This window comes from Mesorhizobium sp. M1A.T.Ca.IN.004.03.1.1 (genome assembly GCF_003997555.1).
Taxonomy (GTDB): domain Bacteria; phylum Pseudomonadota; class Alphaproteobacteria; order Rhizobiales; family Rhizobiaceae; genus Mesorhizobium.
In genome coordinates this window covers 199572-213844 of the sequence record NZ_RZTV01000002.1, presented here as the reverse complement: position 1 = coordinate 213844, position 14273 = coordinate 199572, and the positions used below count along the sequence as shown (strand labels likewise).

13 protein-coding genes are annotated in these 14273 nt (G+C 64.1%); 3 read left to right on the top strand and 10 right to left on the bottom strand.

The genetic code is table 11. The features are described from left to right. The first annotated feature begins 138 nt into the window (after positions 1-138). Together EOD29_RS06985 and EOD29_RS06980 are read left to right on the top strand one after the other, a co-directional pair. A complete protein-coding gene (locus tag EOD29_RS06985) occupies positions 139-405 on the top strand; it encodes a sel1 repeat family protein (RefSeq protein ID WP_066997543.1) in 267 nt (88 codons plus the stop codon). A 375-nt stretch (positions 406-780) separates the two neighbouring features. Continuing rightward, complete coding sequence (locus EOD29_RS06980) at positions 781-1902, top strand: ABC transporter substrate-binding protein (RefSeq protein ID WP_067321025.1); 1122 nt, start codon at positions 781-783, stop codon at positions 1900-1902. Between the two features lie 162 nt (positions 1903-2064). On the opposite strand, the gene EOD29_RS06975 is transcribed toward EOD29_RS06980, so the two are convergent. The 4 genes from EOD29_RS06975 to EOD29_RS06960 all read right to left on the bottom strand — a co-directional run bounded on the left by EOD29_RS06975 (position 2065) and on the right by EOD29_RS06960 (position 6711). Next, a complete protein-coding gene (locus EOD29_RS06975) occupies positions 2065-4026 on the bottom strand; it encodes an acetyl/propionyl/methylcrotonyl-CoA carboxylase subunit alpha (RefSeq protein ID WP_127246256.1) in 1962 nt (653 codons plus the stop codon). A gap of 49 nt (positions 4027-4075) precedes the next feature. Beyond that, positions 4076-4450 carry a hypothetical protein gene (locus EOD29_RS06970; RefSeq protein ID WP_067321032.1) on the bottom strand — a complete coding sequence of 125 codons (375 nt, stop codon included), beginning with the start codon at positions 4448-4450 and terminating at the stop codon, positions 4076-4078. 120 nt (positions 4451-4570) lie between these two features. After that, positions 4571-5101, bottom strand: a complete 531-nt coding sequence (locus EOD29_RS06965; protein ID WP_127246255.1) for an O-acetyl-ADP-ribose deacetylase — start codon at positions 5099-5101, stop codon at positions 4571-4573. 2 nt (positions 5102-5103) lie between these two features. Next, positions 5104-6711 carry a carboxyl transferase domain-containing protein gene (locus EOD29_RS06960; RefSeq protein WP_067321039.1) on the bottom strand — a complete coding sequence of 536 codons (1608 nt, stop codon included), beginning with the start codon at positions 6709-6711 and terminating at the stop codon, positions 5104-5106. A 244-nt stretch (positions 6712-6955) separates the two neighbouring features. Here EOD29_RS06960 and EOD29_RS06955 point away from each other — a divergent pair, with 244 nt between their 5' ends. After that, positions 6956-7348: a hypothetical protein gene (locus tag EOD29_RS06955; RefSeq protein WP_127246254.1), complete on the top strand. Its 393-nt coding sequence runs from the start codon at positions 6956-6958 to the stop codon at positions 7346-7348. Between the two features lie 17 nt (positions 7349-7365). Here EOD29_RS06955 and EOD29_RS06950 read toward each other — a convergent pair whose 3' ends face one another. The 6 genes from EOD29_RS06950 to EOD29_RS06925 all read right to left on the bottom strand — a co-directional run bounded on the left by EOD29_RS06950 (position 7366) and on the right by EOD29_RS06925 (position 14255). Continuing rightward, positions 7366-8529, bottom strand: coding sequence for an isovaleryl-CoA dehydrogenase (locus EOD29_RS06950; RefSeq protein WP_066997520.1), 1164 nt, complete (start codon positions 8527-8529; stop codon positions 7366-7368). Positions 8530-8586: 57 nt separating this feature from the next. Beyond that, entirely contained in the window at positions 8587-9237 is a 651-nt protein-coding gene (locus EOD29_RS06945) for a TetR/AcrR family transcriptional regulator (protein WP_127246253.1), read from the bottom strand. Between the two features lie 136 nt (positions 9238-9373). Then, entirely contained in the window at positions 9374-10801 is a 1428-nt protein-coding gene (locus EOD29_RS06940) for an HlyD family type I secretion periplasmic adaptor subunit (protein WP_127246252.1), read from the bottom strand. 1 nt (position 10802) lies between these two features. Then, on the bottom strand, positions 10803-12512 hold the full coding sequence (locus tag EOD29_RS06935; RefSeq protein WP_127246251.1) for a type I secretion system permease/ATPase: 1710 nt from the start codon (positions 12510-12512) through the stop codon (positions 10803-10805). 102 nt (positions 12513-12614) lie between these two features. Further along, on the bottom strand, positions 12615-13772 hold the full coding sequence (locus EOD29_RS06930; RefSeq protein ID WP_127246250.1) for a CAP domain-containing protein: 1158 nt from the start codon (positions 13770-13772) through the stop codon (positions 12615-12617). Positions 13773-13970: 198 nt separating this feature from the next. After that, entirely contained in the window at positions 13971-14255 is a 285-nt protein-coding gene (locus EOD29_RS06925) for an acylphosphatase (RefSeq protein ID WP_067321058.1), read from the bottom strand. Between the last annotated feature and the right edge of the window lie 18 nt (positions 14256-14273).

Here is a 14273-nt window from a genome sequence, read left to right as displayed (position 1 = left end):
TTTTCTTCAAATTAAGCAAGCCATTTAACGACGGATTCAAGGCGAGCCGTCATCCTCGAAAGCATCGAAAGAGCGGCCCGCCCAGGGGAATTCCAGGGACAGAAGGAGGCAGCTCTCGGGAGCAGACAGGGGATTGAAATGGCACGCTTTGAAATGCTTGAAGCCGGCTTCGGCGCCATGGGGGCAACTGCCCAGGCCGACATTCTTTTCGAACTGGGCATGATGTATGCGACCGGCCGCGATTGCGAGACCGACGTCATTGCCGCCCACAAATGGTTCAACATCGCCGCGATCAAGGGATCGCTCCGCGCCGCCGAGCTGCGCTCGGAATTGTCGGCATCGATGTCGAAGGCCGAGATCGCCAAGGCGCTGCGCGAAGCGCGCGAATGGATGACGATGCACTGATTTTGCGGGGTAAGGGCCGGAAGCTCTTAAGGGACAAGGCCGCAAAAGGCCGGTTAACCAGACCAAGAACGCGGCAGGTCAACGAACTCAAGCCGTGCGACAACACAGGGAAGCGAGCGGGTTCAGGTGCGCGGGGCGCCGGGAAGCTCGACTGCAAAAGCCGCGACCGGCCGGGACAAGGCCGGCGCGGCTTTTGCATTTGCGCAGTCTCCGGCTGTATGGGAACGGCGGCTTGGCCCAAGAACTCCCCGTCGGAATGAACCAAATCCCGATACATTGTGCTCTCGACAGTTCCGGCGAAGGGTGAAATTGTCCCGGCTCTCTGGAAGAAGCGTGGCCGGAACGGCCGCGCGCAAGTGGAGGAGTTCTATTGTCATGAAAAGATTGGGTATTTTGAGCGCGGCCGCATTGGGCCTGACGATGAGCGCATCGGTTGCCTTCGCCGACGACATCACGATTTCGGTGGTCGGCCCGATGACCGGGCAGCTCGCCAACATCGGCGACCAGTTCAAGCAGGGCGCGCAGGCCGCGGCGGATGCCATCAATGCCGCCGGAGGTGTCAACGGCAACAAGATCAAGATCGACATCCAGGACGACCAATGCGATCCGAAGCAGGCCGTGTCGGTCGCCAACCGTATCGTTGCCAACGGCGTCAAGTTCGTCGACGGCCATGCCTGCTCGGGCTCGAGCATTCCCGCTTCCGCCGTCTACGCCGAAGCCGGCACCCTGATGATGAGCCCGGCCTCGTCGAATCCGGAACTGACCGACGCCGCGGCCAAGGCCGGCTGGCCGACGATCATGCGCCTCTACACGCGTGACGATGCGCAGGGCGCTTTCATCGGTCCATGGATCGCCAAGAAATATGCCGGCAAGAACGTCGTCGTCCTGCACGACAAGAGCGCCTACGGTCAGGGCGTTGCCGATGCTGTCAAGGCGACCATGAATGCCGGCGGCCTCAAGGAGGTCGACTATGAAGGCATCAATGCCGGCGAGAAGGACTATTCGGCTTTGGTCACCAAGCTGAAAGAGCTCAAGGCCGACGTCGTCTATTTCGGCGGCTACCATCCGGAGGCCGGCTTGATCCTGCGCCAGGCAGCGGAGCAGAACGTCAAGTTCCAGCTGATCATGCCGGACTCGATCGCCTCGCCGGAATTCTGGCAGATCGCCGGCCCGGCCGGTGAAGGCACAATGTTCGTCTTCCCCTCGGATCCGCAGTCGAAGCCGGAAGCGAAGGAGGCCGTGGCCAAGATCAAGCAAGGCGGCTTCACACCGGAAGGTTTCACGCTGTTCTCCTATGCAGTGATCCAGGCGGTGGCCGAAGGCGTCAAGCGCGCCGGCACCGACGACCCGGCCAAGGTCGCCGAGGCGCTGAAGGACGGCAAGCCGATCAGCACCGTGGTCGGCGACGTGATCTTCGACGAGAAGGGCGACCTGAAGAACGCCAGCTACGACATCAACCAGTGGCACGACGGCAAATACGCGCCGATCAAGCCGTAATTCGTTCTGCAGATCGATTGGAAATGGCCGGGATTTGTCCCGGCCGTTTTCGTATGTGCCTTGGCACTGATTTGGAGGCCAGTTCGGCGCTCTACGGCGCCCCCCTGGAGTCCTGCCGCCCCAGCCAGTTTGTCCCGTTGCCGATCCAAGGCGACCGGCAGCTCAGCCCCGTGCGTCCTCGAACCGCACCAGCACCGTGCCGTCGCTCACTTGCGCGCCTTCGGCCGCGATCTCGGCAATCACCCCATCATGGGGTGCGGCGATCGTGTGCTCCATCTTCATCGCTTCGAGGATTAGGAGCGGCTGGCCCTTGATAACGGTATCGCCCGCTGCCGCGCGCACCAGCTTGACCGATCCCGGCATCGGCGCGCGCAGGCTGTCCGACGCGGCCGCGGCCTCATCCGCCTTGGCCAGCGGATCCGGCACCGTGAATGTATATCCGACCGCTCCTTCGAACACCGTGACATGGCCCGGCCAGCGCGCGCTGCGCGGCATGCTCCTGAGGTCGTGCGCGTTGATCGCGTCATGCGGCGCCTCCAGCGCCACCTGGAAGCGGCCGTCAGGCCGCGCCGATACCCGGGCCAGGATGTTCTCCTCGCCGTAACGCAACCGGGTGCGGCGCGCCAGCGTATGGAAATGCGCATAGCCGGCGAGCGAGGACCACGGATCGGCGGCCGGACCCGCCGTGCTTGCGTCGGTCGCTGCCAGCGCCGCCGCGGCGATCGCTTCATCGCTTGGCGGGGGAACAGCGACGAGAGCATCCTGATGCCGGCCGATCAGGCCGGTGTCGATATCGCCCGCCGCGAAATCGGCGTCGGCGGCGAGTGCTGCAAGGAAGGCGGTGTTGACCGTCGAGCCGGCAACTTCGGTTCGGGCCAGCGCCTTGTGCAGCGCGCCAAGCGCGGTGGTTCTGTCCCTAGCGTGCACCACCAGCTTGGCGATCATCGGATCGTAGAAGGGCGAGATCGCATCGCCGGCCCGCACGCCGGTCTCGATGCGCATGGCGGCATCCTCCGGCGGCGTGTCGGGGAATTTGAGATGATAAAGCGTGCCCGTCGCCGGCAGGAATCCCTTGGCCGCGTCCTCGGCGTAGATGCGCGCCTCGAAAGCATGTCCGGCAAGGGCGATCTCGTTCTGCGCCTTCGGCAGTTTTTCGCCGGCGGCGACACGAAGCTGCCATTCGACCAGATCGACGCCGGTGACCATCTCGGTGACGGGATGCTCGACCTGCAGCCGTGTGTTCATCTCCATGAACCAGAAGCGGTCGGCTTTGAGGGCCTCGGAAGCATCGACGATGAATTCGATCGTGCCGGCGCCCGAATAGCTGATTGCCTTGGCGGCCTTCACCGCCGCTTCCGTCATCGCCTTGCGCAGCGCCGGCGTCATGCCGGGGGCGGGCGCCTCCTCGATCACCTTCTGGTGGCGGCGCTGCGCCGAGCAGTCGCGCTCGAAAAGATGCACGACATTGCCGAAATTGTCGCCGAACACCTGGACTTCGATGTGTCGCGGCTTGTCGACATATTTTTCGACCAGAACGCGGTCGTCGCCGAAGGCAGCCTTGGCCTCGCGCCGCGCTCCGGACAGCGCCTCGGAGAAGTCGTCCGGATGGTCGACGCGCCGCATGCCCTTGCCGCCGCCGCCGGCGCGCGCCTTGATCAGCACCGGGTAGCCGATCTCGCGCGCTTTTGTGGCAAGCAGCACAATCTCCTGCGCTTCGCCGTGATAGCCCGGCACCACCGGAACGCCGGCCTTTTCCATCAACCGCTTGGCGGCATCCTTCAGCCCCATGGCGCGGATCGAGGCGGCGGACGGGCCGATGAAGATGAGGCCCGCCGCCGTCACCTGGTCGACGAAGTCGGGGTTCTCCGACAGGAAGCCGTAGCCGGGGTGGATTGCCTCGGCGCCTGTGGCAAGCGCCGCGGCAATGATCCTGTCGCCGCGCAGATAGCTGTCACCGACCGGCGAGGGGCCGATATGCACCGCCTCGTCGGCCATCTCGACATGCAGCGCTCGCGCGTCGGCATCCGAATAGACGGCGACTGTTCGCACGCCGAGCTTGCGCGCGGTGCGGATGACGCGGCAAGCGATCTCGCCGCGATTGGCGATCAGGATCTTGCCGAACATGGAGCCTCCCGAGTTTGCGACGGGCAGCGCCAATTCGGCAGGCGCGGGCCTACTTCGATGCGGCGATCTCGCAGGCGCCGCCCGTAGTCACCTTGTAGTGCGCGCGCGTGGCCAGGCAGGATTTCATCGCCAGCTCTTCCGCAACCTTTTGGGACGGCGCATTCAGGTGTCCACCACAGATGATGTAAGACGACATGATCCGGGCATAAGGCGTGGTCGCGTAGGCTGAATGGCCGCTCGCCGCCAAATAGGCCTTGTACGCCCTGTTGCACGGATCCTTGGGATTGCGTGGGATGTAGGGTGGAAAGCGCTTGTCCCCCTCGCTTCCAGCCAGCGACCCGGCGACGACAGCGCCGCACGAGGCGCATATAAGCATTCCTGCAAGTATCGACGCGGATGCTTTCCGCAGATATTCTCGTATCATTTTTACCCCATCCCCATGAGACAATGCAGGATGAGCAATATCGAATATTTGCCGGCGTCGCTAGATGGTCACTCAAGAATCTCGATCTCGTGAACGGGTGGAACGTCTTTGTCATAAAGTTCAGGCTCCCCCAATCGCAGCAACGGCTGAGCTGTATAGTCTGGCAGTCAGATCGTCGAAGCAGCAGAAAGTGACGGTCTCGGGGATGGCGTTTTCGCCTAGAAAAACAGCAACCGTGCCGACGGCTACTTCGGCAGCCTGATCTTTCGGATAGCCGTAGATGCCGGTCGAGATCGCCGGAAATGCTATCGTTCGACAGTCCTTACCGGCGGCAATCTCCAGCGAGCGCCGATAGCAGGAGGCGAGCAACTCCGCCTCGCTCTCGCCCCCGCCGTGCCAGACCGGGCCGACAGTGTGAATGACATAGCGCGCCGGCAGCCGGTAGCCTTTCGTCAGTTTGGCATCCCCGGTCCTGCAGCCGTTCAGCGTGCGGCATTCGGCGACCAGCTCCGGCCCGGCGGCGCGGTGGATAGCGCCGTCGACACCACCGCCGCCGAGCAGCGAGGAATTGGCGGCATTGACGATGGCATCGACCTTAAGCCTGGTGATGTCGCCGGTATGCACGCGGATCCTATCGCTGACGCCGCTCATCGTCACATCCTGAACACGCCGAACTTCGTTTCCTCGACCCCGGTATTGAGCGCCGCCGAGAGGCTGAGCGCCAGCACCTCGCGCGTCCTGGCCGGATCGATGATGCCGTCGTCCCAAAGCCTTGCCGAAGAATAGAGCGGGTGACCCTCATGCTCGTATTTCATCAGGATCGGCTTCCTGAATTTCGCTTCCTCTTCGGCGCTCCACTCACCGCCCTTGCGCTCGATGCCCTCGCGCTTGACCATGGCGAGCACCGTCGCCGCCTGCTCGCCGCCCATCACCGAAATGCGCGCATTCGGCCACATCCACAGGAAGCGGGGCGAATAGGCGCGGCCGCACATGCCGTAATTGCCGGCGCCGAACGAACCGCCGATGATCACCGTAAGCTTCGGCACGCGTGCCGTGGCGACCGCCGTGACCAGCTTGGCGCCGTCCTTGGCGATGCCGCCGGCCTCATACTTTCGCCCGACCATGAAGCCGGTGATGTTCTGCAGGAAGATCAGCGGAATGCCGCGCTGGCAGCAGAGCTCGATGAAATGCGCGCCCTTCAGCGCGCTTTCCGAGAACAGCACCCCATTGTTGCCGAGGATGCCGACCGGCATGCCGTGCAGATGCGCAAAACCGGTGACCAAGGTGGTGCCGTAATTCTGCTTGAACTCGTCGAACTCGGAACCGTCGACCAGACGCGCGATCACCTCGCGAACGTCATAGGGCTGGCGCAAATCAGTCGGCACGATGCCGTAGAGTTCATGCGGATCGTGAAGCGGTGATACTGGTTTCTGTAAGTTCAGGCTTACGGCCTTGTTCCGATTCAGGTTCTTGACGATGCGTCGGCAAATGGCCAGCGCGTGCTCGTCATCCATGGCATAGTGGTCGGCGACGCCGGAAAGCCTGGTGTGGACCTCGGCGCCGCCGAGCTCCTCGGCGCTGACATCCTCGCCGGTGGCAGCCTTCACCAGCGGCGGGCCGCCAAGAAAAATGGTCGCCTGGTTGCGCACCATGATCGTTTCGTCCGACATCGCCGGCACATAGGCCCCGCCCGCCGTGCAGGAGCCCATGACGCAAGCGATCTGCGGGATGCCGGCTGCCGACATGTTGGCCTGGTTGTAGAAGATGCGGCCGAAATGCTCACGGTCGGGGAAGACCTCGTCCTGGTTGGGCAGGTTGGCGCCGCCGCTGTCGACCAGGTAGACGCAAGGCAGCTTGTTCTGCAGCGCGATCTCCTGCGCGCGCAGATGCTTCTTCACCGTCACCGGATAATAGGTGCCGCCTTTCACCGTCGCGTCGTTGACGACGACCATCACCTCCCGGCCTTCGACACGGCCGATGCCGGTGATGATGCCGGCCGACGGAATATCCTCGCCATACATCGACCATGCCGCGAACTGGCCGACCTCGAGAAAAGGCGAGCCGGTGTCGAGCAGTTGCGCCAATCTTTCGCGCGGCAGCAGCTTGCCGCGGCTTTGGTGGCGCTCGCGCGCCTCGTCCGAGCCGCCTCGCTCGATGCCCGCCGCCTTCTCGGCGATATCGTCGACCAGCGCCCGCATGCGCTCGGCATTGGCGCGGAAGCTTTCCGAGGAGGGGGAGATTTGGGTTTGGAGTGTGGCCACGTTATTCCTCACACCTCTTGATGCCGCAACGCAACCAGTGTAACAGCCCGCACCCGGATGCTGCGTGCGCAGCGCGGCATCTTTTGTACGAATGACACCTCAGGAGGCGACGATGAAAGGCATCGATATGCGTTTCAACAAATGTCTCCCCTCGGCCATGGCCTGACGCCGCCGAAGGGCGGCTTTCCACGTCCCGGATTCGAGCAAAAGGAACACGGCGCCTGCAAGCGCTGTGGGTGTCACTATGTATGTGCGGTTTGTAACGCCGCTGATCCATCCGAAGAGCCGGGTAGAGAGCGGCTTTTTCCATGCGTCCTGGTACTTGTACCGGAATGGCTGCCCGGACTGGATCCATGGCGAACTGGAGGATCAGTTCGACTGGTTCAATCGGCATTTGCCCATTCCTGGCCGGGTTGGGCGGCATTTCAAGCGCCGTGAGCCGATTTGGGGCGTCTGCTGGTTCCACCCGAACGCCAAGGAAGCCATCAGCCGTGCGCGCTATTGCGCCTGGCTGATCGAGGAGGGCGGCTTGCCTGTGCGCTCGATCACGTCCCGGCGCCAGCGTGAGGTTCTGTGGCGCGATGAGCATCAGATCGTCGCCAAGCCGACCGACGACCTGCCCAAGGCGTTCGGCTGAGGTGACGGAGGGAGACATCACACTCCCTCCGCCATGATCTCGCGGCCGATCAGCCAGCGGCGGATCTCGCTGGTGCCGGCGCCGATCTCGTAGAGCTTGGCGTCGCGCAGAAGCCGCCCGGTCGGATAATCGTTGATATAGCCGTTGCCGCCGAGCAGCTGGATGGCATCGAGCGCCATCTGCGTCGCCTTTTCGGCCGCGAAGAGCACGCAGCCGGCGGCGTCCTTGCGCGTGGTCTCGCCGCGGTCGCAGGCACCGGCCACGGCGTAGACATAGGCGCGCGCCGCGTTCATCGTCGAATACATGTCGGCAAGCTTGCCCTGCACCAGCTGAAAACTGCCGATCGGCTGGCCGAACTGCTTGCGCTCATGCACGTAAGGCACCGCCACGTCGAGGCAGGCCGCCATCAGCCCGATCGGCCCGCCGGAGAGCACGGCGCGCTCATAGTCGAGGCCCGACATCAGCACCTCGACGCCGCGCCCTTCCTCATGCAGCACATTCTCGAACGGCACCTCGACATTCTCGAAGACGAGCTCGCCGGTGTTCGAGCCGCGCATGCCGAGCTTGTCCAGTTTTTGGGCCACCGAAAACCCGGCAAAGGTTTTTTCGATGATGAAGGCGGTGATGCCGCGCGAATTGCGCTCCGGATCGGTCTTGGCATAGACCACCAAGGTCTCGGCATCGGGTCCGTTGGTGATCCACATTTTCGAACCGTTGAGCACATAGCGGTCGTTGCGCTTTTCGGCGCGCAGCCGCAGCGACACGACGTCCGAGCCTGATCCGGATTCCGACATCGCCAGCGCGCCGACCTTTTCGCCCGAGCAGAGCGCAGGGAGGTATTTCTCCTTCTGTGCCGGCGTTGCCCAGCGGTTGATCTGGTTGACGCAGAGATTGGAATGCGCGCCGTAGGAGAGGCCGACCGAGGCGGATGCGCGGGAAATCTCCTCCATCGCCACGACATGCGCGAGATAGCCCATACCGCTGCCGCCGAACTCGGCATCGGCGGTGATGCCGAGCAGGCCGAGCGCGCCGAGCTCCCCCCACAGATGTGCCGGGAATTCGTTGGAGCGGTCGATATCGGCCGCGATCGGCGCGATCCTGTCTTGTGCGAAGCGCCTTACGGTATCGCGCAACGCCTCGATGTCGGCATCAAGCCCGAAGTTCAGCGTATTCGTGTACATGGCGTTCCTCCCGGCGCATGACCCCGAAATCGACTTCGATAAGGATAATGCGCGAAATCAAAGTGCCGCGGCCTCCTTTGCGCGTCGGACGGGACGCGTTGCGCTGCCGGCGCCGATCTTCGCGCCGACGAGCCGCCTTGTCATCGAAAGATATGTCGTGGTGACTTCAGAGATCGACAGCCGCTCGCCCGGACGGAACCAGACGATGACGCCGGTCATCATCTGGATCAGCGCCATGGCGGTCAGGCCGACATCATCGATCTCGAAGATGCCGGCGTCGGCGCCGTCGCGCAGGATCGCGCGCAATTCCTTCTCATAGGCCGTGCGCATCTTGAGGATCTGCGTCAGTCGCTCATGCGAGAGGCTGCGCAATTCCATGTTGGAGACATGTGTGGCGCGGCGCCGCTCGATATGGAAGGCAATGTGGTTCTCGACATAGGCGGCGAGCCGCGCCGCCGGATCGGCCGCTGCCGGGCGCGCGTCATCCCAGGCCTTGAGCAGGCCTTCCATATGCTCGCGCATCAGCGTGAACAGCAGATCCTCCTTGGTGGGAAAATAGCGATAGAGCGCGGCGGCCTGCACGCCGACTTCGGTCGCCAGCTGGCGCATCGACATCGCCTCATAGCCGAGCCGCGCGATCAGCCCGACCGCCGCCTTGCGAACGGCCGCCTCGGTTTTTTCGCCATCTGAACCCGTGGTGCGTGCCATGTTTGCCTCTGCCAAGCAGATAATAAAACGAACGTTCAATTAATTCAAGCGGGCAAGCGAAGGTGTTCAGGCCGAAGGGCAATGGCCTGCCATCGGTCTGACGCAAGCCTCGGCTGGATCTGTAGAGCGGAGCGACTTAGTCGCCGCGGAAAGCGCGGCTCGCCTGATCGGTCAGGGGCTTAAGCAGATAGGAAAGCACCGTGCGGTCGCCGGTTCTCAGGAACACCTCCGCCGGCATTCCCGGCTTCAGTTCCAGCGATCCCGCCTGTTTGAGGCTGCTTTGCGTCAGCACGATGCGCACCGCGTAATAGGCGACCCCGGCTTTCTGGTCCTCGATGAGGTCGGGCGAGATACGGTCAACCTGGCCCTCGACTTCCGGCGTGATCTGCTGGCTGAAGGCCGAAAGGCGAAGCGTGGCGTTCTGTCCGATGCGCACCTGGTCGATGTCCTGCGGCGCGACGCGCGCCTCGACCACCAGCGCGTCGGCGCTCGGCACGATCTGCATGATTGCCTCGCCGGGCGCGATCACGCCGCCGATCGTGTGCACGGCCAGCTGATGCACCCGGCCCGATTGCGGGGCGCGGATATCGATCTGCTTCAGCGTTTGCTCGGCCGCGATCTGACGCTCGCGCAGTTCGCTCATCTTGCCGTCGATCTCCCTCAGTTCGCCCGCCACTTCGCTGCGCAGGTCCTGATCGATCTGGATGATCGCCAGTTCCATCTCGCTGATGCGCCCTCGCGTCTGCGCGGCGGCGGCGATCAACTGCCCGTTTTCGCCGTCGAGCCTTGCCTCGGCGCGTTCGCGATCGGCCAGACGCGAGATCGGCACCAGCTTCTTTTTCCAGAGGTCCCGCATGCCCTCGAGCTCGATCTTGGTGAGGGATATCTCCTGCTGCTTGCTCCTGAGCTGGGCCTCGATACCCGCGATCTCCTGACGGAACTGCACGATGCGCTCGCGTAGCTGTGAAATCTTGCCCTCGCGCGCCTGCCGCCGCAGCGCGAACAGCCTGTTCTCGCCGTCGATAAGATGACCGATCTGAGGGGCATGCGCGTTTCCCGACAGCTGCTCGGGATAGAGCACCGCCTGGGCGCCGTCGCGTTCGGCAATCAGCCGGGCGCGGCGGGCAGAGAGCTCGTCGAGACCGTTGTCGACGATGGCGAGATTGGCACGCGCCACCGTGTCGTCCAGCCGCACCAGGACATCGCCCGCCTCGACCGTGCTGCCGTTCTGCACGTTGAGAGCGCCGACGACGCCGCCTTGCGGATGCTGGACGGACTTCACGTTCGAGCCGACGACCAGATGGCCGCCTGCGACCACGGCTCCGGCAAGACTGCTTGATGCCGCCCAAAGGCCGAGCCCGCCGACAAGCAGCGCCGCTGCGATTGCTCCCGCCCGGACGTTCCTGCGAATGGCCTGACGCAAGCGCTGCTGCTGGGGCGAAGCACCTTCGATCGGCTTCGAACCGCGGTCGAGCAGCGCGATCGCGCGCGCCCTGGCGGACAATACGATGTCGCGCACCACGCGCAACGCATCGGCTTTGAAATCGGGAGTTGCCGACCTCATCTCAGCCCGCCGATCCGACCGCATGCAGCGGTTTCGTCACCGGCTGCAAAGCCTGCCGTGCGATCTCGCTCTTCAGCCCGAATGCCTGCTGTCTGCCGCCATTCAGCACCAGCAAGTGGTCGAGCGCGGCGAGGGCGCTGGGACGATGCGCGACCACGATGACGATGCCGCCGCGCGCTTTGATGCCTTCGATGGCACGCGTCAGCGCTTGGTCGCCCGCGGCATCGAGGTTGGAATTCGGCTCGTCGAGCACGACGAGGAACGGATTGCCGAACAGCGCGCGCGCCAGGCCTACACGCTGACGCTGTCCGGCGGAAAGTGCCGCGCCGCTCTCGCCGATCTCGGTTTGATAGCCTTCGGGCAGGCGCAGGATCATGTCGTGCACGCCGGCAGCCTGGGAGGCCTCGATGATCGCCTCCGGCATGGCGTTCTCGTCGAAGCGGCTGATGTTCTGGGCGACCGTACCGGCGAACAATTCGACATCCTGCGGCAGATAGCCGATATGGCGGCCAAGCGCCTGCGCCGGCCACTGCTCGATTGCAGCGCCGTCGAGACGGATCTTGCCGCGCATCGTGGGCCATACGCCGACGAGCGCGCGCACGAGCGAGGATTTTCCGGAGCCGCTCGGGCCGATCAGGCCCATGCCGGAGCCGGCGTCGAGCGAAAAGTCGATATCCTCCAGCAGGATGCGCCGTCCACCAGGCGCCGTCACCCCGACGGTTTCCACAGCGAGTGTCGCGTTTGGCGCCGGAAGCTCCATGCCGCCATCGTCGACCGGAAAGGCGGCAAACAGATCGACCAGCCTCTGCCAGCTCTGGCGCGCGCTGAGGAAGTGCTTCCAATACGCGGTGGCGAGCTCGATCGGCGCCAGCGCCCGCGATGTCAGGATTGAACTGGCGATGATGATGCCGGGCGTGGCCTGCTGGTAAATGACCAGATAGGCGCCGAGCGCCAGGACCATCGACTGCAGCATCATGCGCATGATGCGCGAAGCCGCACCCAATCCGCTCGTCAGGTCGCTCGCCTGCGCCTGCGCCTCGCGGAAGGCGTTGTTTGCTTGGCTCCAGCGCCCGGCCAGCCTCTCGCCCATGCCCATGGCGGCCAGCACTTCGGCGTTGCGGGCGCTCGCCTGCGCGATCGCGCCGCGCCTTGTGCCGAAGCCCGACATTGCCTTGGTCGGGGCGCGGACCAGGCGATCGGTGAGCCCCGTCAGCGCGATCAGCAGCAGCGCGCCGATGAGCGCCGCGACGCCGATCCAGGGATGGAAAAGAAAGCAGATCACAACATAGAGCGGCATCCATGGCAGATCGAACAGCGCACCCGGGCCGGGGCTGGAAAGGAAGCCGCTGACCTGGTCGAGATCGCGTAGCGCCTGCAGGCCTTCGCCGCGATCAGGCGTTCTGAGCGGCAGCCGCACGAGGCAGTTGAAGACGCGGCCGGCGATGAGCTCGTCGATGCCGGCGCCGATGCGTGTCAGCACGCGCGCACGGATCGCTTCGAGGACGCCCTGGAAGGCATAAAGCACGGCGACCAGAATGATCAGCGCCACCAGCGTCGGCACGCTGCGGCTAGGCAGAACGCGGTCATAGACCTGCAGCATGAACAGCGAACCGGACAGCATCAGCACGTTGATGAGGCCGCTGAGGCCGGCGACGGCCGCATACGGGCCGCGGAAGGAGGCGAGCGCCTTGCGAAGCTCGGAAGGTTTCAGGTCAGCTAAAGGCGAGCGTGTCAGATGGTTACCCCCGAAAAAACCGCGCCCGGCTTGAGGCGGGTTGGCGGGCCGCGATCGAGGCGCGGCCCGCGGTCAAGATCAGCCGACGAGTGCCGTCGTTTGATGGTCGGAATGGCCGGCAATCTGCGCCAGGATCTTGGTGATCGCGGACTGCGCCGCATCGGCCGCGTTGGCAAAGACCGGATTGTCGGCCGGCAGGTGGTCGTGCAGCCCCGCTGCCGCCCGTTCCACAGCCTGCTGGACATGGTCCGACAGATCCGGCGCGTTGTCCGGATTGGCGTGCGAGGCGTGACGGAACAAGAATTGGTCACTGTCCAAGGCCACCGCATCATGCTTGGGCGCGTCGGTGGAGTCGGTGAGACCAGGCGTGCCCCGGTCGCCAACAGGATGCTTGCCGAAGAAGTCGGCGAGCCAGTTTTTGGTGCCGTTGCCCGTGTTCGGTCCGCTGGTCGGCGCGGCCGGGGCGTGGCTTGAATCGGATCCTGAATCTTCTGCCGATGCCGTCGCCGCGAGCGTGCCCGATTTCATTGCCGGGTCGATCAGGTCGCGCTTGACGTTCTTGGTGCCGATTGTCGCCGTCTGCGTCGAAGTGGCGATATTGGCGCCAGAAAAAGTGACGTTATAGGTGCCGGGCTTCAGCGCTAGATCATAGCCGCCGGCGGCCGAGGTCGTGGTCTTAAAGGTCTGGCCGGCTGAGTTCCTGGCGGTCACAGTGATGGTGCCCAGCCCTTCGCCCGGATCGTAGAAACGGTCGCCGTCCTTGTCGTCGAAAGCGACGCCGGTGAGGAAGAGATCCGTGCCGCTCTTGGCGAAATCCTCGGTGACGAAGGCGCTGCTGCGGCCCTTGTAGTCGCCGACCTCGAAGGCGAGCCCAACTTCACGGAAGTTGGAATTGAGGATGTTGGCCCGGTGCCCGGGAGAATTCATCAGATTGGTGTGGAGAAGCTTGACCTCGTCGACATAGCCGGTCGGCGCGCGGGTCGTTGCCCAGGCGATGTTCTCGCCCGTGGCCCATGAGCCGCTCAGCGTATAACCGGCATTCGTCATGCGCGTCGTCGGCGACGAACCCCCGGAACCGGTGTGGGAGAATGTGTCGGTGGCCAGCATCCACTTGTCGTGGCCCTCGGCGGCTTCGCTGAGATCGTTGTCGAAGGCCAGGGGCTGGGCGCCGGTCTTGGCGCGCTCAGCATTGATGAGCTCGAGCAGATACTGCTCGTTGGCACTGTGCTGCGGCATCGGATATCCCCGTTGATACTGTTTGGTGAGCCCCCTGATCTCCGTCACCCGCCTTTCCGGCTATGGAGCAAATATGTTCATCATGCGGCGCTAAAGTAACAAATCGGAATATACGCACATATCGTGTGCGTATCGCACCAGAAGCAATGTCGGACGGTTTGCCGATCGGTGGATGGAAGCTGATTTCGGCGGACTTGCCTAGGCGATGATCCTGAAGTCGATAGGTGCACTATCGTCCGTGCGTTCTTCGACCTCGACCCTGATGACCGTCGCGCCCCTAGGCCCCCGCCACAGCCGATCGACCATCGAGTCGATCGCTGCGTCGGCGCCGGCGATGAGCGCCGTGACCGAACCGTCGTGCTCGTTTCGCACCCAGCCCGTCAGTCCGAGGCGCACGGCTTCGTCCCGCGCCCAAACCCGGTAGCTGACCCCTTGCACCTTGCCGGAGATGCGCGCCCGAACGGTTCTCTTCTGCTCGACCATGCTCGTCTCCGCCTTCGA